The organism is Ruegeria sp. CDSA089 (assembly GCF_059612205.1).
Genome location: NZ_JBXWQD010000005.1, coordinates 177,195 through 199,611, shown reverse-complemented (window position 1 = coordinate 199,611; position 22,417 = coordinate 177,195). Strand labels below are relative to the sequence as shown.

Here is a 22,417-nt window from a genome sequence, read left to right as displayed (position 1 = left end):
GTTGTACATTCCGGCCGCACCGCCTATGAACTCGCCGTGGGCACTTGACGGAATTTCCGGCACTATAGATTGAACTTGAGAGGTACTATGGCACGCAAGGTCACCAAAGCAATTTTCCCGGTAGCGGGACTTGGTACCCGCTTTTTGCCTGCGACGAAATCCGTCCCAAAAGAGATCATGACTCTGGTGGATCGCCCGCTGGTTCAATACGCGATCGACGAAGCCCGGGCAGCCGGAATTACGGAATTCATCTTTGTCACGTCACGCGGGAAATCCGCCCTCGAAGACTACTTTGATCACAACCACATCCTCGAACAGGAATTGAAAGCCAAGGGTAAGGATGATCTGCTGGAAGCGCTGAATGCCACCAATATGGAAAGCGGCGCGATTGCCTATATTCGTCAGCACAAAGCACTTGGTCTTGGGCACGCAGTCTGGTGCGCCCGCCGCCTGATCGGGGATGAGCCCTTTGCCGTTATGCTGCCCGACGATGTGATTGCGGGGGACAAACCTTGCCTTCAACAGATGGTCGAAGCCTATGAGGAAACCGGCGGCAATATGGTTGCCGCGATGGAAGTTCCGCAAGAGAAAACAAAATCTTACGGTGTTCTGGATGTCGGTGAAAACATCGGATCGGTTGTGCGCGCGCGCGGCATGGTAGAGAAACCAAAACCCGAAGAAGCCCCGTCGAATCTGGCTGTGATCGGGCGCTATATTCTTGGGCCGTCGGTTCTCTACAACCTCAACCAAAAGAAGAAAGGCAGCGGCGGCGAGATCCAGCTGACTGACGCCATTGCAGAAGATATCGGCAACGGAGTTCCCGTCTTTGGCTACAAGTTTGAAGGCCAGCGGTTCGACTGCGGTTCCAAGTCCGGGTTCCTGCAAGCCACCGTGGCCTTTGCTCTGGCCCGCCCGGATCTGCGCGACGATCTGCGCGAATATCTGCATGACATTGTTGCGACGGATCAGGCGGCCCAGTAATCGGCCACTCTTTCCTTTGATCGCAAGACGCGCAATATAGGCGCGACGCGCTAATAGGCAGATATTGATGACTACGATTTATCCCGTGATTCTTTGCGGTGGGGCGGGGACTCGACTGTGGCCCTTGTCGCGCAAGAGCTATCCCAAGCAATTCGTGCCCCTGATCGGCGCGACAAGCCTGTTGCAGGATTGTGCCGAGCGGATGCGTGGCCCTGCGGATGTCCCTTATGCCAAGCCATTGATTCTGACCAATGATGCTTTTCGCTTTGTGGTGCCCGAACAACTGGCGGAAATCGGCATTGATCCCGGCCCCATTCTGATCGAACCCGAAGGGCGCAACACCGCCCCGGCGGTTCTGGCCGCCGCGCTCTATCTGCACGCCAGCGACCCCGATGCGGTGATGCTGGTCGCCCCGTCCGATCATGTGGTTCCGGACAAACTGGCATTTCATACGGCCGTTGCAGCCGGTGTGGACGCAATCACCACTCGCAGTGATTTGGTCACATTCGGTATTCAGCCCGACCGCCCCGAAACCGGCTATGGCTATTTGAAACTCAGCCATGCACCGACCGGTGAGGGCCAAGCTGTTCCACTGGAACGGTTTGTTGAAAAGCCCGACCTGGCCCGCGCACAATCCATGTTGCAGGATGGCAGCTATCTGTGGAATTCGGGCATCTTCTTGTTTGCGGTCCGCGATATCATCGCAGCCTTTGAAGGCCATGCGGCCCAATTGATGGACCCTGTGCGCGCCGCAGTCTCGAACGCCAAAACGGACCTTGGTTTCTTGCGCCTTGACCCCGAGGCTTGGTCGCAGGTCGAGGATATCTCGATCGACTACGCCGTCATGGAAAAAGCCCCGAACCTGAGCGTCGTGCCCTATGCCGCAGGCTGGTCCGATGTCGGCAGTTGGTCTGCTGTTCACGAGTTGGGAGAACCAGACGCGCAAGGGGTCGCAACTGCAGGCGAGGCGACCGCTATCGACTGTCAGAACGTGCTGATCCGCTCGGAATCCTCGGCGCAGGAAGTAGTCGCGTTGGGGGTACAAGACATGATCGCCATTGCAATGCCAGACGCCGTTCTTGTGGCCAGTATGGATCGGGCGCAGGACGTGAAGAAAGCTGTGGCCGCCCTGAAGGAAAAGGGCGCGAAGCAGGCAGAATCCCTGCCGGTGGATCATCGCCCCTGGGGCTGGTTCGAAAGCCTGGTGATCGGCGACCGCTTTCAGGTCAAACGCATCCACGTGCATCCCGGCGCCGCGCTAAGCTTGCAATCGCATCACCATCGGTCCGAGCACTGGATCGTTGTGGAAGGAACGGCGAAAGTCACGATTGATGACGAGGTGCGTCTGGTCTCGGAAAACCAATCGGTCTACATCCCGCTGGGCGCGGTCCATCGGATGGAGAACCCGGGCAAGGTTCCGATGGTTCTGATCGAGGTGCAGACAGGCTCGTATCTGGGTGAGGACGACATCATCCGATACGAAGACATCTACGCCCGCGACTAACCAACATCTGCTTGCAAACTGGAAGTTACCAACTGGTTTCGCCGCCGTGCGTGCCGGTCACACGGGATTCATGCGCTTAATCTCATTGTGGCGCGCAGTGAATGCCGGACCGACAACCACAGGAGGGCGCGCCCAATGTCACAGAACTCACCCCGTTTGAACCTGCCATTTATCCAGCCATCGCAGGCGCAAAAGCATGTCACCCACAACGAAGCTCTGCGCCATCTGGATCTGGTCGTGCAACTCAGCCTTATCGCAACCGATGCTGTTACCCCGCCTGCGACACCCGCGCAGGGTGACATCCACGCTTTGGGTGCCGCGCCCACCGGCGATTGGGCGGGACAGGGCGGCAAGCTGGCTGCATGGCTGGACAATGGCTGGGTGTTTTTTGACCCGAGCTTGGGATGGCGCGCCTGGGATCAGGGTGATGGCATCCTCAAATCGTGGGACGGGTCGAGCTGGATAGCCCCGCCCGCCGGTACGCAAAATCTGAACGGCGTAGGCATAGGAACTTCGTATGACGATACCAACAAACTTGCGGTGCGGGCAGCTGCCACGCTACTGAGCCATGATGGCGCTGGTCATCAGATGAAGATCAACAAGGCGGCGGCGGGCGAGACCGCGTCGCTGCTGTTCCAGTCGGAATGGACCGGTCATGCCGAGATGGGTCTGACCGGAACCACTGGGTTTACGATCAAAGTTTCCCCGGATGGCAGCAACTGGAGCGACGCGTTGGCTTTGGACCCCGCAACCGGCACTGCATCCGGTACCGCGATCCAGCAAAACGCCAGTGACACCACAACCGGCCGCTTGATGCGGGCAGATTATGGTTATGGTCCCGGCAACCTTTTGGGCTCGGTGCAAGAAAACGCAGGCACCCCAACGGGCGCAGTGATCGAACGGGGTTCAAACGTGAATGGCGACTATGTCCGTTTTGCAGATGGCACCCAAATTTGCACAGCCCGGCTAAACCCGACGGATTGCACCACGGCGACAGGCGGGGGGTTCACCAGCGCCGAAGCCACCTGGACCTTTCCAATGCCCTTTGCGGCGGGTTCTGTTCCCGCGTTGTCAGGTGATGGCGGCGACACAAAACGCTTTGCTGCGTGGGGCACCCCAAGCACGACGCAGGTCAGCTATAAGGTGCAATCGTTCACCTCAGGCGCAGCCATGGTCGCCCCTGGCGCTGTCGCCATCGGTCGCTGGTTTTGATCCTAAGGCCGCCCGGCAATCTGTCGGGCGGTTACTTCGCGCGGATTTGCGTCTGAGACTGATCCAGAAACCACGCATAGGTTTCGCGAATACCGTCATCCAGCCCGACCCGCGCGCGCCATCCCATGTCGGCCAGCCGCGAGACATCCATCAACTTGCGCATTGTCCCGTCCGGCTTGCTGCTATCCTGTGAAATCCGCCCGTCATACCCCACGGTCCGCGCCACCAGTGCGGCAAGTTCCGCGATCGAGATATCTTCACCACAGCCCACATTGATATGGCTCAGCATCGGCTGGGTATTGGCCTCGTAAATATCGCGCGGCAGGTCGAGCACGAACAACGAGGCCTCGGCCATATCGTCCACATGCAGGAATTCGCGCCGGGGCTTGCCAGTGCCCCAGATCACCACCTCATCCAGCCCGTCGCGCTTGGCCTCGTGAAAGCGGCGGATTAGGGCGGGCAGCACATGGCTGTTCTCGGGGTGGAAATTGTCACCCGGACCATAAAGGTTCGTCGGCATGACCGAGCGGTAGTCGACCCCATGCTGCCGGTTGTAACTTTCGCACAGCTTGATCCCCGCGATCTTGGCGACCGCATAGGGTTCATTTGTCGGCTCCAACACGCCAGTCAGCAGGGCATCTTCGCGCATGGGTTGCGGAACCGCGCGCGGGTAGATGCAGGAACTGCCCAGTTGCAATAGGGTCTGAACCCCTGCAGCAAAAGCCTGATGGATCACATTGCACTCGATCATCAGGTTTTCGTAAATGAAATCCGCTGGATAGGTGTTGTTGGCATGAATGCCCCCAACCTTGGCGGCGGCCAGCACCACCACATCGGGGCGTTCGGATTGCATGAAGTCGCGAACTGCCGCCTGATCGGTCAGATCAAGCTCGGCATGGGTGCGGGTGATGAGCTCAAGCGCTTCACCTGCTTTTTTACGGCCTTGCAACCGACGCAGGATCGCGCCACCGACCATGCCGCGATGTCCGGCAACATAGATCTTTCGCATGCCCCGCTCCTCAGCCATTTTCCAGACTGACCGGCAAGTCATACCCGTGCTCTTTCAACAAGGCATGGCGTTTGGCGGTCTTCAAATCCTCACGCACCATTTCGGCGCACATTTCCTGAACGGTCAACTCGGGCTCCCACCCCAGTTTGTTTTTGGCATTTGACGGATCGCCCAACAGAGTTTCCACTTCAGCCGGGCGGAAATATTGCGGGTCGATCCGCATCACAACGTCCCCGGCCTTCAATGCAGGCGCATCCGCGCCTTCGACCGAGACCACAGTGGCAATCTCATCCACGCCGTCGCCCGAAAACGCCAGCGTCACGCCCAGTTCGGCCGCTGACCATTCGATGAACTGACGCACCGAATACTGCACCCCGGTTGCGATCACGAAATCCTCTGGCGTGTCCTGCTGCAACATCAGCCACTGCATACGCACATAGTCCTTGGCGTGACCCCAATCCCGCAGGCTGTCGATATTGCCCATATACAGACACTCTTCCAGACCCTGCGCGATATTGGCCAACCCCCGCGTGATCTTGCGGGTGACAAATGTCTCGCCCCGGCGTGGGCTTTCGTGATTGAAGAGGATTCCGTTGCAGGCATACATGCCATAGGCTTCACGGTAGTTCACCGTGATCCAATAAGAATAAAGCTTGGCCACCGCATAGGGTGAGCGCGGATGGAACGGCGTTGTCTCACGCTGCGGAATTTCCTGAACCAGACCGTAAAGCTCCGAAGTCGAGGCCTGATAGAACCGGGTTTTCTCCTCCAGCCCCAGAAAGCGGATCGCTTCCAACAGGCGCAGGGTTCCGATGGCGTCCACATCGGCAGTGTATTCCGGCGACTCAAAGCTGACCGCCACGTGGGATTGCGCTCCCAGGTTATAAACCTCATCCGGTTGCACCTGCTGGATGATCCGGGTCAGGTTCGACGTGTCGCTCAGATCGCCATAGTGCAGATGAAGGCGTGGATTCGGCACATGCGGGTCCTGATAGATATGGTCGATCCGCTGCGTGTTAAATGACGAGGCACGGCGCTTGATACCATGCACCTCATATCCTTTTTCCAGCAAAAACTCGGCCAAGTAAGAGCCATCCTGCCCAGTGATGCCGGTAATTAATGCTGTTTTTGTCATCGGTCCATTCCACACATTCTATCTGCTTGATCGCAGACTCAGAAACAGCAAGATACCTCGGAATGCAACCCAAGGTCACGGCTGGGCATTGAAACCGGCGAAACTTTCCTGAATGAATGCGCCACAAGGCGGTTTCCGAAGAAGGATATTGATACATGCGTATTGCAATGATCGGCACAGGGTACGTGGGGCTCGTGTCGGGGGTCTGTTTTTCGGATTTTGGCCATGACGTCGTTTGCGTAGACAAGGCCGAAGGCAAGATCGAGATGCTTCAGACGGGCGAAGTTCCGATCTATGAGCCCGGTCTGGACGTGCTGATGGCCAAGAACGTCGCCTCGGGACGGTTGAGTTTCACCACCGACCTCGCCGCTGCCGTAGATGGGGCGGACGCTGTGTTTATTGCGGTGGGCACCCCGACCAGGCGCGGCGACGGGCATGCAGACCTGACCTATGTGATGGCCGCCGCCGAAGAGATCGCCAATGCGCTGACCGGGTATACCGTGATTGTCACGAAATCCACTGTTCCCGTGGGCACCAACCGTCAAGTTCAACAGGTGGTCGCCGCCGCCAACCCGCAGGCCGAATTCGATGTCGCCTCGAACCCGGAATTCCTGCGCGAAGGGGCCGCCATTGATGACTTCATGCGGCCCGACCGGGTGGTTGTCGGTGTCGAAAACGACCGGGCCGCCGGGGTGATGGCCGATATCTACCGCCCGCTCTACCTGCGTGATTTTCCGATCCTGACGACCGATCTGGAAAGCGCCGAGATGATCAAATACGCGGCCAATGCATTTCTGGCGACCAAGATCACCTTTATCAACGAAATCGCGGGCCTGTGCGAACGTGTGGGCGGTGATGTCAAGGAAGTGGCACGCGGCATCGGTCTGGATGGCCGGATCGGCAATAAATTTCTGCATGCTGGCCCCGGTTATGGCGGATCATGCTTTCCAAAGGATACCAACGCGCTGGCGCGGATTGGACAGGATCACGCCTATCCGATGCAAATCACCGAGACGGTCATTCGGGTCAATGACGGTGTAAAAAACCGGATGATCGACAAGATCCGGGATGCCTGCGACGACAGTTTCAATGGCAAGACCATCGCGGTGCTGGGCGTGACCTTCAAACCCAACACCGACGACATGCGCGACGCGCCCTCATTGACCATCGTGCCCGCCCTGATCGGGGGCGGTGCCCGTGTCCGCGTCGTCGATCCGCAAGGCCGCGCCGAAGGCGAGGCCCTGCTGCCCGGTGTCGACTGGTTCGACGATCCTTATGCCGCCGCAAAGGATGCGGATGCGGTCGTGCTGCTGACCGAGTGGAACGAGTTCCGCGCCCTGAACCTCGGCGATATGGCGGCCTCGATGACCTCGGCCAGAATGGTCGACCTGCGCAACATCTATTCCCGCGACATGGCCCTGAAGGCCGGGTTCAAGAGCTATTCCGGGGTCGGTCGCTAACCGTACAGCGGCACATCCGCCTGCGCGCCCTCGGCCAAAGCCTTGCTCTGGTCGCGCCGCACCTGGTCGTACAGAGCCAGCGATTCTGCTGAAAACAAACTGTTGGGCGAGGGAACGGGAACAAAATTGCTCTGCCCGTCGCGCCCTCGCGCCAGCATGGCATAGTCCTTTTCGGCCACCAATTGTTTGGCATTGGGGTTCAGATACCGGATCGCCAACCCGATGCGCCGGTCGTTCGAGCTGTTCGGTCCTGACCCGTGGATCGTTAAACCGTGATGCAGCGACATTTGCCCCGGCGACAGCTCTATCCGGGTTTTGTCCTCCTCCAGCACCTCCACGGCGATCTCTTGCCCGCGTGACAGAAGGTTCGTGTCAGAATAGGTGTCGTTATGCGGCAGGATCGGGTTCTTATGGCTGCCCTGCACAAAATCCATGCAGCCGCTTTCAGGCGTCGCAGGCGAAAGCGCGATCCAGGCCGTAACCTGATCCGGCGTCTCGCCCATACCCCAATAGGTCAGGTCCTGATGCATACCGACCGTGTGCGCTGTCCGCGGTTCCTTGACGAAAAATTCGGCTGACCAGATCATGATATCGGGGCCCAAAACGCCCTCGACCAGATCCAGAACACGGGGGTCCATGGCAACGCGGGCGGCCAAAGGCATTACAAGATGCGAATTGACCCGCTTATAGGTGTTCAACGGCAAGGGCAGATCGGCATCCAGCCATTCCCGCTCAATCTGTTCGAACTCGGCCCGCAGGGCGGCCGTTTCCGTGCCCGTGAAAACGGTCAGGGGAAACAAATACCCATCCTCCCAATACTGAGCGGATTGTTCGGGCGTCAGGGCGGTTTGAGCCATTGAGACAGGGTCAGACATGCGCGCTCCTCCTTACTGCATGTGATTGCAGCCTAGTTGATGCGTCATTAATGGCAGAGCACAGGTTCTTGCCCGTCAGGCTAAGTTCAGCTTAGTCTAACTGCCATGGCAGGCCGTATCCCATCGCTGAACTGGCTGCGCGTGTTCGAGGCCGCCGCGCGAACCGAAAGCTTTGCGCGCGCGGCAGCCCAATTAAACATGTCCGCCGCCGCCGTCAGCCAACAGGTCAAGGCTCTCGAGACGCAATTGGGCACCCCTCTGTTTCACCGCCATGCGCATTCCGTCACCCTGACCGAGACCGGACGCGCCTATCTGCCATCGGTGCAGCAATCACTGCTGATGCTGGAAACCGCAACGACCGGATTGTTCGGCGAAACACGCGAACAGCGGCTTTACGTGCAGTCGGTTCTTCTGTTCGCTCATGGGGTTTTGGCCGGGGGTCTGCCCGATTTTCACACGCAAAATCCCCATATCAACCTGTCGCTGTCGACCGGCAATCTGGACGCTGATTTCAGCAATCGTTTCACCGATCTTCAGATTGTGTTTGGCAATCCAAACCTCTTTGGCACGGAAAGCGATGAACTGGTGCGTGAAAGGCTGTATCCCGTGGCCCCGCCCGAATTGGCTGCGCAGATCGACACGCCGCAGGATTTGTTCAACTTCACCCTGATCGAGGTCTCGACCCACCGGGCAAGCTGGCCACATCTGTTCGAAACGCTACGCCTGCCCGGGGGTCAGGCGCGGTATTTCTTTGCAGACAACTCGCTTATCGCGGCCGAGCTTTCGGCGGCAGGCGCGGGCATTGCGCTTGCCCGAGCGCCTGCGTCAGACCGTATTGTAGCTCTGTCAGGCTTGGTTCCATGCCTCGACGGGATCGAGGTACCGGGGCAAGAAGCTTATCACTTGATCTATCCGTCCCGCCGAACTCTGCGCCCTCCGGCTCGGCGTTTTCGGGACTGGATCATGGATCACAGCGCGGCAGTCCAGACGCGGTAACGCCCCTGCCCGGTCACTTCACGGATCAAGCCGCGATCCGAAAACCTGTCGATATTGCGCTGAACCGCCGCGCGCGAGGCACCCGTCAACTCTTCGGCCAACGGGGCCGACACCATGGGCCAGGCTGTCAGCGCTTCGATCAGTTTGGGTGGGGTTCGTCCGCTCAGGTCGTCGGTCGCGGCGCGGGCACGGTTATCCCAGGCGCTGACACGGTCCAGATGCAACAAGGCGGCCAAGGCGGCCTGCCCAAGACCCCGATACCACGCGCCCAACTTTTCCCCGGTATCACCCATGCCACGCAAAGCGCCGGGGCCTGACAGGGCCAATGGCATGAAAAGCGCGCCGCCCCGACCCATCGTGGCTGCATGGCGTGCTGCGATGATGGCTGCTTCGGTGTCGTGCCCGACACCCGGTGAAACCGCACGCCACGCATGAAAAGCAATCGCGGCTTGCGTGACCGGGTGCAGCCCGTCCGCATGCCCCATCACCTCGGCCAGGTCGGCGATGGCCTCGGGCACTTCGTCGATCCCCTGCGCCATCCGGTCAAGAAAGGCAGTTACCCCGGTGGCCCATCCGCCCTCGGACGGTCCTGCACCTGATGTCAGACGCCGCACGGCCCAGCCGGACCGAAACAAGGCCTGTACGTCATCACCGGTCGCGCCGATCCGCAACCCGGTCCATAGCGCCAAGCGGTCGACACCGATCCGGTCACCAGTCCACCAACCCAGATCAGACACGTCCATCAATGCCAGACGATGCGTCCAGCCTTTGGGACCAGCCCGTAGCCTTTCATCCAAGGCGCCGAATGTGGCCGCCAGATCCGCCAGTTCCAGTGACAGTTCTGCCTGCGCCGCCCGCCAATCCCGAGAGTCGAACAACAGCCTGCGATCGGCCTTTGGGCCCGGCAGGATAAAATCCTCTTCGGGCTCTTCGTCGGGGGGCAGAAACCACAGATCGTCATCCTCGGGCGGGTCGACATCATAGATACTGCCGGGGCCCAGCGTTTCGTCATCCTCATCGGGATCAGGCATGGCAGGGTTTGTGGTCATACCCGACATATTTCGGGTATTTCCACCGGTTCACAAGGTGTTTCTGTGGCTGCGGACCTAGCTGGCGAAACCTGTGGTCAGAATGTCCAACTGTCCCTTCAGTGGGGTCTGAGGGCTACTGCCAATCAGCATATAGCCATAGCCTCCTTCGGACCATGTCGCGGTTGCCAGACCGCTCAACTCGGCAAGCTTCACGGCCTTGCTGGGGGCGCCTTCGCCCTGACGTATGATGCAGAAGGCAAAGGGCTGCCCCTGTTCATCTGCGAACACGACCTGAATCAACGGCTTTCCGTTGAACGACAGAACCTGCGCGCGCTTTAGCTCCATCCCGGGCAGGGCTTCCAGCGTGTCGCGGTTCAGCGACCGTCCCAGCTCGGCCTCGGCCAATTCGAACTGCGTGTCCAGCGCCTGAGCCGAATTGTCCAGCGAAGCAATCGTATCGGGCACATAAAGCGACTGGTAGATCGCCGCTTGTTCAGCCCAGCCGAGCGGCTCGGGCCGGGTGCTCCAGAAGGTTGCCGACACCGCCAGCACCGCGACCGAAGCGGCGACAGCCACCAAACGCCACGGGCTTCCGGAATGGTGAACAGGAACAGCCGACTGCGGTTCAGGCAGATCGACCTGCGGTGCCTCGGCGGGCACGTTTTCAAACACCGCCTGCACAACCGGTGCAAACGGATCCAGCGCCATCAGGCGCGCTTCCAGCTCGGGGTCGGCCGCAACCGCGGTTTCAATGGCGTTTGCCTCAGCCTCATCCACATTGCCTTCCAGATACGCTGTCAGCGTCTCATCGGAAAACTTCATTTGCCACTCCGTCGAACGGCGCTTGCAGCATCCTGCTGCATCACGGTTTTAAGTTTCTGCCGGGCGTTGGACAACCGGCTCATAATCGTACCGATGGGAACGTCCAGCATCGCCGCCGCTTCGCGGTAACTGTAGCCTTCGACAAAGACCAGCATTACCGTTTCGCGCTGCGCTTCTGGCAGTTGCATCACTTGGGTAAACACCTCAGCCGCGAAAATATTCGTTTCGGAATCGGTATCATGTGAAATTAATTCCGCCTCGGGCGTCACCGACAACGCCTGCGCCTTGCGGACCGAGCGCGAGCGCACCTCGTTCAACCAGATCGAGCGGCAGATCGTCATCAGCCAACTGTCCAATCGATCATGTGAAGTCACCTGATGGTGACGCTCCAACGCACGCAGGCACGTGGATTGCAGCAAGTCATCCGCCACATCGGAGGCTCCGGACAAGGCAAGCCCAAAGCGCCAGACGCGTTTCGAATGCATCTGTATCGCGCCGCGCACGGCCTGTTCGGAACTAATTTCACCACCCATTGAATAAATAGTGACCTGTGTGTGTTTGACATTCACGGATCGGGCCCGCGAGGTCAGGAATGTCATAACCTGTGGAGGAATGAAATGAAACTTATGTTGAAAGCAGTCACGATTGCGTCGGCAATTATTGCAACCCCGGCCTTGGCTGAACATTGGACCTTGTCGCCCGAAGGCTCGCACCTGGCCTATGGCACCATCAAGAAAGACACCGTGGGCGAAGTCAATTCCTTCACCAACCTGTCGGGCCATGTCAGCCCCGATGGCAAGGCCGAGATCGAGATCGACCTGTCCTCGGTCGAGACGAATATAGACATCCGCAACGAGCGCATGATCGAGCATGTCTTTCGCAATGCAGGCACGGCGACTTTGACCGCCCAGATCGATATGGACGAGGTGAAGGCGCTGGCCGTCGGTCAAACAGCAGTCGTTGATGTCGAAGCGGCACTGTCGCTGATCGGCACGGATGTTGAGTTTGATACTGAAATGTTCGTCCTGCGGGTTTCTGAGAAATCCGTGATGGTCTCGACCAACGACATGGTGTTTCTCAGCACCGAAGACGCGGGCGTAAATGCCGGGGTCGACAAGCTGATGGAGCTGGCCAGCCTTCCCGGCATCACCCGGACCGTGCCCATCACCGCACGCCTATTCTTCAACATGGACGAGCAAAAAGCTGACGCTGGGACAGCTGCTCCGGTTGAGGTCGCCGCTGTTGCCGCAGTTGAAGGGGATATCAAGGCGGGCAAAAAAGTTTATCGCAAGTGCAAGGCGTGCCATCAGATAAAAGAGGGCAAGAACGGTGTAGGCCCCTCGCTGTACGGCATCATTGGCGCGTCGGCTGCCCAAGCGGATGGGTTCAAATACTCGGACGCGCTGAAAAGCTCGGGCATTGTTTGGGATGTCGAGACCCTGACCACTTTTCTGGCTGACCCCAAGGGCACTCTGCCCGGCAACAAGATGCAGTTCGCCGGCTTGAAGAAGGATGAGGACATCACCAACGTCATTGCCTATCTGCAATCGGAATCGGAAGGCTAACGCCGGAAAGCTGTTCCTTCGCCTGCCCCGCCGCGCTATTCCTGTGCATGACACCATGGGAAAGGAAGGCGGGGCATGAGCGATACGGTCAAATTGACTTTGGATGAGATCCACGGGCTCAGCCTGACCATCCTGAAAAATGCAGGCTACGGCCCGGACCATTGCACCGCCATCGCGGATTTGCTGACCACCTGCCAGATCGACGATTGTCAGTCGCACGGGCTGTTTCGCTTGCTTATGTGCGCAGAGACGATGAAAGCGGGCAAGGTCGACGGCCATGTCGCGCCAGTCATCACCCCCTCGGACAACGCCATTGTCCGTGTCGATGCACGCGGCGGGATCTCTCTGCTGGCCTTTCATGAGGCCCTGCCCCACCTGATCGAGAAAACGCGCACGCACGGCATCGCCGCCATGGCGATCAACCGGTGTTTCCATTTCTCAGCCCTCTGGCCCGAGGTTGAACAATTGTCCTCGGCCGGGCTGGCCGCGATGGCGATGGTGCCCAGCCATTCCTGGGTCGCCCCGGCTGGGGGCACGCGCGGGTCACTTGGCACCAACCCGCTGGCCTTTAGCTGGCCGCGTCAGGGTCAGGATCCATTCACCTTCGACTTTGCCACCAGCGCCTTTGCGCGGGGAGAGATCGAGCTTTACCGCCGCGCAGGCAAACCCCTGCCCGACGGCGTAGCGCTCGACAAGGAGGGCAACCCAACAACCGACCCGCACGCTGCAATGGAAGGCGCGATGCTGACCTTCGGCGGCTATAAGGGGTCAGCTTTGTCGATCATGATCGAGCTTTTGGCTGGGCCCTTGATCGACGATCTGACCAGTCTGGAAAGCTTGGCCTATGCCGACGGCACCAGCAGCGCACCTTATCATGGCGAGATCATCCTGGCCTTCGACCCCGCCCAGTTCAGCGGCGGCCGCGTGGACGAAAACGATGCCCGCGCCGAGCGGCTGTTTGCCGATATCACGGGTCAGGGCGCGCGCCTGCCCTCGCAACGGCGCTACGCCGCGCGTGCGCGCAACAGGGCGCGGGGCTATGCGGAAATCTCAAAAACGCTGCACGACGATCTGCTGGCTCTGGCCCGTTAGCATTCGGCCTCTTTCCCTTGCCGGTGCCTGTGGCTAAGAAGACCCTCCGACCCAGTTGCAGGAGACCCCCTTGGACCGCATCGCACGCACCATCGCCGCCGAGATCAACGCCCGCCCCGATCAGGTCGGCGCTGCGGTCAAACTGCTGGACGAGGGGGCCACAGTCCCATTTGTCGCCCGCTACCGGAAAGAGGCGACCGGCGGGCTGGATGACAGCCAGCTACGCACCCTGTCTGAGCGACTGGACTATCTGCGCGAACTCGATGCCCGCCGTGACACGATCCTGAATTCAATCCGCGATCAGGGCAAACTGACCGACGACCTGGCCAAGTCCATCGCCGGGGCCGAGACCAAAGCGCAGTTGGAAGACATCTATCTGCCCTACAAGCCCAAGCGGCGCACCAAGGCGATGATCGCACGCGAAAACGGGCTGGAGCCGCTGGCAGAGGCGATATTGGCCGACCGCTTTGCCGATCCCGAAGCGCTGGCCGGGGGCTATGTCTCGGACGCAGTACCCACCACCAAAGACGCCCTGAACGGTGCCCGCGACATCATCACCGAACATTTGACCGAAAACGCCGTCCTGCTGGGTGAGTTGCGCAGCTTCATGCAACGCGAGGCCCTGCTGACCGCAAAAGTAATCGACGGCAAGCAGACCGAAGGGGCCAAGTTCAGCGATTATTTCGACCACAGCGAACGCTGGGCCGATACACCCTCGCACCGGGCGCTGGCGATGCTGCGCGCCTCGAAAGAGGGGATCGTGACGCTCGATATTGCCCCCGACCCCGAAACCGGCGCCGCAAGGGCCGAGGCTATGGTCGCCGCCCATCTAGGCACGCGGACCAATTCACCCGGCGATCTTTGGCTTCGCAAGGTGGCGGGCTGGACATGGCGGGTCAAACTGTCTCTGTCGATGATGGTCGAGTTGATGGCCGATCTCAGAAGCAGCGCGCAGGACGAGGCGATTCAGGTCTTCGCCCGCAACCTGAAAGATCTGCTGTTTTCCGCCCCCGCCGGGGCCAAGGCAACGCTGGGACTGGACCCCGGTATTCGTACTGGTGTCAAAGCGGCGGTGGTCGATCCCACCGGCAAGCTGGTCGCCACCGACACCTTGTATCCGTTCCAGCCCAAAAACGATCTGCGCGGCGCGCAAGCCGCCATTCTCAAGCTGATCTCGACCCATGACATTGACCTGATCGCAATCGGCAACGGCACCGCCAGCCGCGAGACTGAAAGCTTTGTCGCCGATACTCTGAAACTGCTGCCAAGCGCGGTGAAAGCCCCGACCAAGGTGATCGTCTCAGAGGCGGGCGCGTCTGTCTATTCCGCCTCGGAACTGGCCGCGCGCGAGTTTCCCGATTTGGACGTGTCCCTGCGCGGCGCGGTTTCAATCGCCCGCCGTTTGCAAGACCCGCTGGCGGAACTGGTCAAGATCGAACCCAAGTCCATCGGCGTCGGGCAATACCAGCACGATGTCGACCAGCACCGTCTGTCGCAATCGCTGGATACTGTGATCGAGGATGTGGTGAACGCGGTCGGTGTCGATCTGAACACCGCCTCGGCCCCCTTGCTGTCGCGCGTATCGGGTTTGGGTCCGGGTTTGGCCGACGCGATCGTGGCACATCGGGACGTGAACGGCGCGTTTGACCGCCGCGAAGACCTGCTGAACGTCGCACGCCTAGGCCCCCGCGCTTTCGAGCAATGCGCCGGATTCCTTCGGATTAGAGACGGATCAGAGCCGTTGGACGCCTCTTCGGTCCACCCCGAGGCCTATGGCGTGGCGCGCCGCATCGTGGCCGCCTGCGGGCGCGACATTCGTCAGATCATGGGGCAGAAAGACGCCCTGAAAGGGCTGCAAGCCCGGCGTTTTGTCGACGATGCCTTTGGCCTGCCCACCGTGATGGACATCTTTACCGAGCTTGAAAAGCCCGGCCGCGATCCGCGGCCCAGTTTCAAGACCGCCTCTTTCGCGGAAGGGGTCAATGAGATCACTGATCTGAAACCTGGTATGCGGCTTGAGGGCACCGTCACCAATGTCGCGGCTTTCGGCGCATTTGTGGATATCGGCGTGCATCAGGACGGGCTGGTGCATATCAGTCAACTGGCCGACCGCTTCGTCAAAGATCCGCATGAGGTCGTAAAGACCGGTCAGATCGTCAGAGTCTCGGTCGTGGAAGTGGACGTCAAACGCAAACGCATCGGCCTGTCCATGCGCAAGGATGGCGGGGCCGGTCAAACTGGGCGCGGGCGTCGTTAACAGATTATCTATTTGGGTTGCCCGCTCGGTTTCGCTAGGTTGACGGAAAATCACAGTCGGAGAGACCAGAATGCCCTCATTGTTCAGTCCATTTGACCTGCGATCTGTGTCGTTCAAGAACCGTATCGCGGTCTCACCGATGAGCCAGTATCGGGCGAATGAAGGCCGCGCCAATGATTGGCATCTGGTGCATCTGGGCCGGTTTGCCATGGGCGGTGCGGGGCTTATCTATGCCGAAGCGACCGCCGTCACCCGTGACGGGCGGCGCACGCCCGGCGATCTGGGTTTGTGGGAAGACGCCCAGATTGCCCCGCTGAAACCCATCGCCGATTTCATCACCCGCGAAGGCGCGGTGCCGGGCATTCAGCTGAGTCATGCGGGGCGCAAAGCCTCGGAGCGGCGTCCCTGGCACGGCGAAACTCCGCTGAATGATGAAGACGCCACGCAGCGCAAGGAAGCGGCTTGGCCTGCAATGGCACCCTCTGCCCTGCCCTATGCCGAGGGCTGGCCGACCCCGCGCGAAATGACCCAGGCCGATATCGAAGACGTCATCGCCGCCTTCGGTGCAGCGGCCAGACGGTCACAGGCGGCCGGGTTCAAGATGATCGAGGTCTATGCAGCCCATGGTTTTCTGGTGCATCAATTCCTGTCTCCGATCACCAACCAGCGGGCGGACCATTGGGGCGGAAGCGCGCAGAACCGGGTGCGCTTTGCCGTCGAGATCGCACGTGAAATCCGACGAAACTGGCCCGAGGACTATCCTCTGGCTTTTCGGTTGTCGGCGTCGGACTGGGTGGACGGCGGCCTGACCGTCGAAGACACGGTTGACATCGCCAAGGCGCTCAAAGCTGCCGGGGTGGACATAATCGATTGCAGCTCGGGCGGGATCGGCGGCAAGGATCGCCCACAGCGGATGACCATCGAACAAGGCTTTCAGGTGCCGTTTGCATCACAAGTCCGGTCCTGGGCGGATATGCCGACAATGGCAGTCGGTTTCCTGTGGGACCCCAAGGTGTGCGACGCGGTGATTCAAAAGGGCGACGCCGACATGATCGCCGTGGCCCGCGAATTGCTGGACGACCCGAACTGGCCCCAGCGCAGCGCCGCTGCACTAGGGGCCGACCAGAACCATGCCCTATGGCCCGTCGAGGCCGGATGGTGGCTGATGAAACGCAACCGGCTATTGTCCAAACTGGGCCTGCGATAGCGCATCAGATCGCGCCTCGAGGTCCAGCGAGGCGCTTCTCTGTGTCGAAAATGGCGTCGCCTGCGCGAACATGGCTAAGACGGGCACATCCGATACAAATGATACACGTCTGGGGATATTCTGGCGGACAAGGGATCGCTAGCATCTGCGCCAAACTCGTAGTTTGTTGGTCAGGATTTAACGATGTCAGAATACCAGTTTGTCGAATCTGCCCCGTTCGAGACCGGGTTTTCCCGGATCTTTGACCAGCAGATCGCCCCATTCCTACGCGAGAAAGAAGTTGAACGTCAGGCCGCCGTCTCGCGCAGTATGTTCTGGATCAAGTTCTCTGGCGTTGTTGCCGTCGTACTGGCCGGATTAGGCGGGTACTACATTCATCCTCTTTTTGCGATTTTTCCACTTGCTTTCGGCGGGGCCGCGGCCTTGATCCTTTATCTGGAACGAGGCGGAAAAGTCAGTTCCGATGTTTCGAAATACATTCGCCCCATCCTGTGCAAATTCCTAGGGCATATGGAGCTGCACTCGGACGTACCTATGAGCTTCCTTCCGATTGGGCGCTTGGTTTCATTGCAAATCATACCTGAATCCGAACGCGTGCGCGAAAATCACGCGATCAGCGGCACCTGGCGGGACACTAATTACAAACTGCTGCAAATGAGCTGCTCGGACACTTACAGAGACAGCGACAACAAACGAAAGACCAGAACCCTGTTCTCGGGCATCGTGCTGGAAATCGACTGCCCGGCCGCATTGCCACGCACGGTCTTCGTCAAGGATTTCGGTGAGACCCTAAACAAGCTGTATAGCTGGGCAAGCCGCAACGTCTTGCCCCAACATCGCTGGGATCTTGGCCTAAAGGATGCCGAGAAGATCTTTGAGGTTTTTACCGACGACCCGCACCAGCTGGAACAATACGTCAAACCCGAATTCGCTTATACGCTGAGCGAGATCGCCAAACGCTACCAAGGTGGGCGCGACTATTGCTCAGCGGCATTTTCGGGCAACAAATTCTATCTGGCGCTCAGCCTTCCCCACGGGTTTCTCAGCTTCAACCTTGGTGGTGCCCCGCTGAGTGAAGCGGATGAAACCATCCATCGCGCCTTCCGCGATCTGGTAATGCCACGACAGATCATTGATGCCCTGCATCAATGAACGCTGTCGGGCGGCTCAGTCTTTCACCGACTGCATCGACACATGGGTCGAAGTGCTGTCCACATGCGGGAGCGTGGACACGACACGGCCCAAAATCTCACGGTAGCTGCGCATATCCTTGGTGCGCAGTTTCAGTAGATAGTCAAAGGCACCCGCAATCATGTGGCATTGTTCGACCTCGGGCGCTCGTTGCACGGCTTCATTGAACTCAGTCAAAGCCGCTTCGGTGGTGATTTTCAGGCTAACCTCGACAAAGACCACCTGTTCGACCCCCAGCTTCGAAGGGTCCAGAATCGCGCGAAACCCCTGTATATACCCTTCCGAGATCAGACGTTTCATCCGCACCTGACAAGGTGTCTTGGACAATCCGACCCGCGCCGACAATTCCGTCACCGGAATACGGCCTTCACGGCTCAGAATACGTAGGATTTTCAGGTCATGTCGGTCTAGTTGACTATTTTTCTCTATTAACACGGTCTCAATCGCCAAAACTAAATAGGAAATTTGGTCAATAAACACGCCTATTTTGAAGCTTTAGTCAACATAACTTTCGGCGATTTGGTAAGATTATTTAAATCGAACGCGGATTGGAAAGAACATGACTAGGCTACATGATATTCGTCTGAACCTTCGACACAACCACCTGCGGGCAGAATCCGAGGTATTGCGGGACCTGACAAGCCGCTATCCGATTGACGCAGCAAGGCGGGCGGTGGTCCAGAATCGCGCGGCTGATCTTGTACGCGCGATCCGCAACGACAGCCGCCCCGGCCTGATGGAAGTCTTTCTGGCCGAATATGGCCTGTCCACCAATGAAGGCGTGGCCCTGATGTGTCTGGCCGAGGCGCTGCTGCGCGTGCCCGACGCAGATACGATTGACGCGCTGATCGAGGACAAGATCGCCCCTTCGGCCTGGGGGCAGCATCTAGGGCAATCGTCGTCGTCTCTGGTCAACGCCTCCACCTGGGCATTGATGCTGACGGGCAAGGTTCTGCAGGATGGCACCGGCATTGCTGCGACCCTGAAAGGGGCGGTGAAACGGCTGGGGGAACCGGTGATCCGGGTCGCGGTGGCGCGGGCGATGAAGGAAATGGGCGCGCAGTTCGTGCTGGGTGAAACCATCGAAGAAGCACTGGAACGCGGCAAGAAACAAGAAGCCGAGGGCTATACCTATTCGTACGACATGCTGGGCGAGGCTGCTTTGACAGCCCACGACGCCAAGGCGTTTCTGGCCGCGTATTCGGACGCCATCGCCAAGCTGGGCAGGGAATGCGACGCGCAGGACATTCGGGAAAACCCCGGCATTTCGATCAAGCTCTCGGCGCTGCATCCCCGCTATGAGGTCGGGCAAAAAGACCGGGTGATGGCGGAGCTGGTGCCCCTGACGCTGCAACTTGCTCAACAGGCCAAGGCCGCCAATATGGGCCTGAATATCGACGCGGAAGAGGCGGATCGGCTGGATCTGTCCCTTGACGTGATCGAAGCCGTTCTGCGCGACCCGTCGCTTGCGGGCTGGGACGGGTTCGGCGTGGTCGTGCAGGCCTATGGCAAGCGCGCAGCCTATGTTCTGGATTGGCTGCATGCGCTGGCTGCTGAATTGGACCGTAAAATCATGGTGCGTCTGGTAAAAGGTGCCTATTGGGATACCGAGATCAAGCGAGCACAGGTCGAAGGGCTGGGCGGCTTCCCGGTTTTCACTCGCAAGGCGGCCACCGATATCTCGTATATCTGCTGCGCCCAGAAACTGCTGGGCATGACAGATCGTATATATCCGCAATTTGCCACCCATAACGCCCATACGGTGGCCGCGATCCTCGACATGGCCACAGACACGCGCAGTTTCGAGTTCCAGCGCCTGCACGGCATGGGCGAGAGCCTGCATGATCTGGTCCTGAAAGGCAGCGGCACTCGGTGCCGGATTTACGCGCCGGTCGGGGCGCATCGGGACCTTCTGGCCTATCTGGTGCGGCGCTTGCTGGAAAACGGGGCAAACTCTTCGTTCGTGAACCAGATCGTGGACCAATCCGTGGCCCCGGAAATCGTCGCCGCCGACCCGTTCGATGCGCTCGACTCAGGCTCTAACGCGGCTGTTCTGCTGCCTGCCGACCTTTATGGGACCGAACGCCCGAATTCACGGGGCTGGGATTTGCACGACACCGACGATCTGGCCGAGATCGAACAGGCGCGCGCGCCATTTCGCGCAAAGTTCTGGCAGGTTGGGCCGCTTTTGGAGAGCGCGTCGCAGAACACCACAGACCGCCCTGTCCTCAATCCCGCCGATCACGCGGACAAGGTGGGTGTGGTGGCTGAGGCATCGGTCGAGGATGTCGAAACGGCACTTGGCGCGGCGGCCCCGTGGAACGCGGATGCTGAAACGCGTCGCCAGACCCTGTTTCGCGCCGCCGAGCTATATGAGCAGAACTTCGGAGAGCTTTTTGCCATCCTCACCCGCGAAGCGGGCAAGACCCCGATGGACGCCATCGCCGAGCTGCGCGAGGCGGTCGATTTCCTGCGCTACTATGCTGTGCGCGGCACCGAAGTTACGCGACCTGCGCGCGGTGTGATGGTTTGCATTTCACCGTGGAACTTCCCGCTGGCCATCTTCACCGGGCAGATCGCCGCCGCGCTGGCCGGTGGCAATGGTGTCCTGGCCAAACCGGCGGACCCAACGGCCATCACCGCCTGGGTCGCCGTCAACCTGATGCATGAAGCCGGGGTTCCGAAGACGGCGTTGCAACTGCTGCCGGGCCGCGGCTCGGTCGTGGGCGCACGGCTGACGTCGGACCCAAGGATCAAAGGGGTGTGCTTTACCGGCTCGACCCACACGGCGCAGACGATCAACCGCGCCATGGTTGATCAGATCGCCCCCGAGGCCCCTTTGATCGCCGAAACTGGTGGGCTGAACGCGATGATCGTGGACTCCACGGCGCTGCCGGAACAGGCGATCAAGGATATCGTCGCCTCGGCCTTCCAATCCGCCGGTCAGCGCTGTTCTGCGCTACGGCTGCTCTACGTGCAAGAGGACGTGGCCGAACCATTCCTCGAGATGCTATACGGAGCGATGGATGAGCTGGTCGTGGGCAACCCATGGGACTTGCGCACAGATGTCGGGCCAGTGATCAGTGACGGCGCGCAGGGTGAAATTCTAGCCTATGTCGAAGGCGCCCGCGCGCAGGGACGCGTGTTGAAACAACTGGATACTCCGACAGACGGCACTTTCGTGGCCCCAACCGTCCTGCGTGTATCGGGTATTGCTGATCTGGAAAAAGAGGTGTTCGGCCCGGTCATGCATGTGGCCACCTACAAGGCGTCGGAACTGGACGCGGTGGTCGCTGCGATAAATGCCACCGGCTTTGGCCTGACCTTCGGAATGCACTCGCGCATCGACGACCGGATCGAACAGGTTACGTCGCAACTGAACGTCGGCAACATGTATATCAACCGCAACCAGATTGGCGCGATCGTGGGGTCCCAACCCTTCGGGGGTGAGGGATTGTCGGGCACCGGGCCCAAGGCGGGCGGTCCGTCTTACGTCAAGCGTTTCACCAAACCCGCGACGCATAGCCTTACCGCGGCCACGGGGCAGGCCGCCGATCAGGCCACGGTTCAGGCTGTCCTGACGGCAACCAAACGCCCGCCGCGTATCGCGTTGAAACGGCACCAGCTACCAGGACCGACGGGCGAGTCGAACACGCTGTCGACCTATGGCCGTGGCATCATCCTGTGTCTTGGCCCATCGCTTGAGGCCGCGCAGGCGCAGCGCGAAATCGCTGTGGCGCATGGCTGTTCCGCCGTCGTCGTTGCGCCTGCGGCGAGCGGTCCGAACACGGTGGACGGTGTACTGGAACCCGCTGTGTTAGGCTCGATTTCGGGCTTCGATGCGGTTGTCTGTTGGGGAGAAGAGGCGCAGCTTCGCGCCATCCGCGCGGCCTTGGCGCAGCGACCCGGTGCTTTGATCCCGCTGATCAATGACGCGGATTTTGGCGACCGCTGCCAGCTTGAGCGTCACGTGTGTATTGACACCACCGCCGCCGGTGGCAACGCCTCGCTTTTGGCGGCAGCAAGTTAACCCGCGACCGCCCCGGCAGACCGATTTGTCCGGGGCGGTGCACTAAAATG

Annotated in this window: 18 protein-coding genes; 11 read left to right on the top strand and 7 right to left on the bottom strand. The window is 59.8% G+C overall.

Going from position 1 to position 22,417, the window contains the following annotated elements; all coding sequences use genetic code 11:
- Positions 1-87: 87 nt before the first annotated feature.
- The 3 genes from galU (at position 88) to AC2FJ6_RS13710 (ending at position 3,697) form a co-directional block, all read left to right on the top strand.
- On the top strand, positions 88-981 hold the full coding sequence (galU, locus tag AC2FJ6_RS13720; RefSeq protein ID WP_170773319.1) for a UTP--glucose-1-phosphate uridylyltransferase GalU: 894 nt from the start codon (positions 88-90) through the stop codon (positions 979-981).
- A 67-nt stretch (positions 982-1,048) separates the two neighbouring features.
- Positions 1,049-2,485: a mannose-1-phosphate guanylyltransferase/mannose-6-phosphate isomerase gene (locus tag AC2FJ6_RS13715; protein WP_170773317.1), complete on the top strand. Its 1,437-nt coding sequence runs from the start codon at positions 1,049-1,051 to the stop codon at positions 2,483-2,485.
- A 135-nt stretch (positions 2,486-2,620) separates the two neighbouring features.
- The gene (locus AC2FJ6_RS13710) at positions 2,621-3,697 is read left to right on the top strand and encodes a DUF2793 domain-containing protein (protein ID WP_170773316.1); all 1,077 of its coding nucleotides are present in this window, start codon (positions 2,621-2,623) and stop codon (positions 3,695-3,697) included.
- A gap of 31 nt (positions 3,698-3,728) precedes the next feature.
- Here AC2FJ6_RS13710 and fcl read toward each other — a convergent pair whose 3' ends face one another.
- A complete protein-coding gene (gene fcl / locus AC2FJ6_RS13705) occupies positions 3,729-4,706 on the bottom strand; it encodes a GDP-L-fucose synthase (protein ID WP_170773315.1) in 978 nt (325 codons plus the stop codon).
- Between the two features lie 10 nt (positions 4,707-4,716).
- Positions 4,717-5,841: a GDP-mannose 4,6-dehydratase gene (gmd, locus tag AC2FJ6_RS13700; protein ID WP_170773314.1), complete on the bottom strand. Its 1,125-nt coding sequence runs from the start codon at positions 5,839-5,841 to the stop codon at positions 4,717-4,719.
- Between the two features lie 155 nt (positions 5,842-5,996).
- Between gmd and AC2FJ6_RS13695 the strand changes: the two genes are divergently transcribed.
- A complete protein-coding gene (locus AC2FJ6_RS13695; RefSeq protein WP_170773313.1) occupies positions 5,997-7,301 on the top strand; it encodes a UDP-glucose dehydrogenase family protein in 1,305 nt (434 codons plus the stop codon).
- On the opposite strand, the gene AC2FJ6_RS13690 is transcribed toward AC2FJ6_RS13695, so the two are convergent.
- The gene (locus AC2FJ6_RS13690; RefSeq protein ID WP_170773312.1) at positions 7,298-8,176 is read right to left on the bottom strand and encodes a phytanoyl-CoA dioxygenase family protein; all 879 of its coding nucleotides are present in this window, start codon (positions 8,174-8,176) and stop codon (positions 7,298-7,300) included. The genes AC2FJ6_RS13695 and AC2FJ6_RS13690 overlap by 4 nt on opposite strands.
- A gap of 105 nt (positions 8,177-8,281) precedes the next feature.
- On the opposite strand from AC2FJ6_RS13690, the gene AC2FJ6_RS13685 reads away from it, so the two are divergent.
- Positions 8,282-9,172, top strand: coding sequence for a LysR family transcriptional regulator (locus AC2FJ6_RS13685; RefSeq protein ID WP_170773310.1), 891 nt, complete (start codon positions 8,282-8,284; stop codon positions 9,170-9,172).
- Here the strand turns inward: AC2FJ6_RS13685 and AC2FJ6_RS13680 are convergent.
- The 3 genes from AC2FJ6_RS13680 to AC2FJ6_RS13670 are packed head-to-tail and all read right to left on the bottom strand — an operon-like array spanning position 9,145 to position 11,558.
- Positions 9,145-10,221 (bottom strand): helix-turn-helix domain-containing protein, encoded by a 1,077-nt coding sequence (locus AC2FJ6_RS13680; RefSeq protein WP_496669330.1) that lies wholly within the window; start codon positions 10,219-10,221, stop codon positions 9,145-9,147. The two genes, AC2FJ6_RS13685 and AC2FJ6_RS13680, sit on opposite strands and share 28 nt — an antisense overlap.
- Positions 10,222-10,278: 57 nt before the next feature.
- The gene (locus AC2FJ6_RS13675; protein ID WP_170773308.1) at positions 10,279-11,025 is read right to left on the bottom strand and encodes an anti-sigma factor; all 747 of its coding nucleotides are present in this window, start codon (positions 11,023-11,025) and stop codon (positions 10,279-10,281) included.
- Positions 11,022-11,558, bottom strand: coding sequence for an RNA polymerase sigma factor (locus AC2FJ6_RS13670; protein ID WP_170773306.1), 537 nt, complete (start codon positions 11,556-11,558; stop codon positions 11,022-11,024). The genes AC2FJ6_RS13675 and AC2FJ6_RS13670 overlap by 4 nt, the downstream gene beginning before the upstream one ends.
- Before the next feature lie 84 nt (positions 11,559-11,642).
- Between AC2FJ6_RS13670 and AC2FJ6_RS13665 the strand changes: the two genes are divergently transcribed.
- The 5 genes from AC2FJ6_RS13665 to AC2FJ6_RS13645 all read left to right on the top strand — a co-directional run bounded on the left by AC2FJ6_RS13665 (position 11,643) and on the right by AC2FJ6_RS13645 (position 18,298).
- Complete coding sequence (locus AC2FJ6_RS13665) at positions 11,643-12,590, top strand: c-type cytochrome (RefSeq protein WP_237217438.1); 948 nt, start codon at positions 11,643-11,645, stop codon at positions 12,588-12,590.
- 75 nt (positions 12,591-12,665) lie between these two features.
- A complete protein-coding gene (locus tag AC2FJ6_RS13660; protein ID WP_170773305.1) occupies positions 12,666-13,682 on the top strand; it encodes an Ldh family oxidoreductase in 1,017 nt (338 codons plus the stop codon).
- 70 nt (positions 13,683-13,752) lie between these two features.
- Positions 13,753-15,939 carry a Tex family protein gene (locus AC2FJ6_RS13655; protein WP_480876900.1) on the top strand — a complete coding sequence of 729 codons (2,187 nt, stop codon included), beginning with the start codon at positions 13,753-13,755 and terminating at the stop codon, positions 15,937-15,939.
- Positions 15,940-16,009: 70 nt separating this feature from the next.
- Positions 16,010-17,146 carry an NADH:flavin oxidoreductase/NADH oxidase gene (locus AC2FJ6_RS13650; protein ID WP_496669327.1) on the top strand — a complete coding sequence of 379 codons (1,137 nt, stop codon included), beginning with the start codon at positions 16,010-16,012 and terminating at the stop codon, positions 17,144-17,146.
- A 183-nt stretch (positions 17,147-17,329) separates the two neighbouring features.
- Positions 17,330-18,298: a DUF3137 domain-containing protein gene (locus AC2FJ6_RS13645; protein ID WP_496669324.1), complete on the top strand. Its 969-nt coding sequence runs from the start codon at positions 17,330-17,332 to the stop codon at positions 18,296-18,298.
- Between the two features lie 15 nt (positions 18,299-18,313).
- On the opposite strand, the gene AC2FJ6_RS13640 is transcribed toward AC2FJ6_RS13645, so the two are convergent.
- Positions 18,314-18,772: an Lrp/AsnC family transcriptional regulator gene (locus tag AC2FJ6_RS13640; protein WP_331252117.1), complete on the bottom strand. Its 459-nt coding sequence runs from the start codon at positions 18,770-18,772 to the stop codon at positions 18,314-18,316.
- Positions 18,773-18,896: 124 nt separating this feature from the next.
- On the opposite strand from AC2FJ6_RS13640, the gene putA reads away from it, so the two are divergent.
- Positions 18,897-22,367: a bifunctional proline dehydrogenase/L-glutamate gamma-semialdehyde dehydrogenase PutA gene (gene putA, locus AC2FJ6_RS13635; protein ID WP_496669322.1), complete on the top strand. Its 3,471-nt coding sequence runs from the start codon at positions 18,897-18,899 to the stop codon at positions 22,365-22,367.
- Positions 22,368-22,417 lie beyond the last annotated feature (50 nt).

Bases quoted from the DNA above. Each gene is read 5' to 3' on its own strand.
- AC2FJ6_RS13715 (WP_170773317.1), top strand. From the start codon at position 1,049: ATGACTACGATTTATCCCGTGATTCTTTGCGGTGGGGCGGGGACTCGA.
- gmd (WP_170773314.1), bottom strand. From the start codon at position 5,841: ATGACAAAAACAGCATTAATTACCGGCATCACTGGGCAGGATGGCTCT.
- AC2FJ6_RS13650 (WP_496669327.1), top strand. From the start codon at position 16,010: ATGCCCTCATTGTTCAGTCCATTTGACCTGCGATCTGTGTCGTTCAAG.
- putA (WP_496669322.1), top strand. From the start codon at position 18,897: ATGACTAGGCTACATGATATTCGTCTGAACCTTCGACACAACCACCTG.
- AC2FJ6_RS13665 (WP_237217438.1), top strand. From the start codon at position 11,643: ATGAAACTTATGTTGAAAGCAGTCACGATTGCGTCGGCAATTATTGCA.
- AC2FJ6_RS13670 (WP_170773306.1), bottom strand. From the start codon at position 11,558: ATGGGTGGTGAAATTAGTTCCGAACAGGCCGTGCGCGGCGCGATACAG.
- AC2FJ6_RS13645 (WP_496669324.1), top strand. From the start codon at position 17,330: ATGTCAGAATACCAGTTTGTCGAATCTGCCCCGTTCGAGACCGGGTTT.
- AC2FJ6_RS13675 (WP_170773308.1), bottom strand. From the start codon at position 11,025: ATGAAGTTTTCCGATGAGACGCTGACAGCGTATCTGGAAGGCAATGTG.
- AC2FJ6_RS13680 (WP_496669330.1), bottom strand. From the start codon at position 10,221: ATGACCACAAACCCTGCCATGCCTGATCCCGATGAGGATGACGAAACG.
- AC2FJ6_RS13660 (WP_170773305.1), top strand. From the start codon at position 12,666: ATGAGCGATACGGTCAAATTGACTTTGGATGAGATCCACGGGCTCAGC.
- galU (WP_170773319.1), top strand. From the start codon at position 88: ATGGCACGCAAGGTCACCAAAGCAATTTTCCCGGTAGCGGGACTTGGT.
- AC2FJ6_RS13685 (WP_170773310.1), top strand. From the start codon at position 8,282: ATGGCAGGCCGTATCCCATCGCTGAACTGGCTGCGCGTGTTCGAGGCC.
- AC2FJ6_RS13695 (WP_170773313.1), top strand. From the start codon at position 5,997: ATGCGTATTGCAATGATCGGCACAGGGTACGTGGGGCTCGTGTCGGGG.
- AC2FJ6_RS13710 (WP_170773316.1), top strand. From the start codon at position 2,621: ATGTCACAGAACTCACCCCGTTTGAACCTGCCATTTATCCAGCCATCG.
- AC2FJ6_RS13690 (WP_170773312.1), bottom strand. From the start codon at position 8,176: ATGTCTGACCCTGTCTCAATGGCTCAAACCGCCCTGACGCCCGAACAA.
- fcl (WP_170773315.1), bottom strand. From the start codon at position 4,706: ATGCGAAAGATCTATGTTGCCGGACATCGCGGCATGGTCGGTGGCGCG.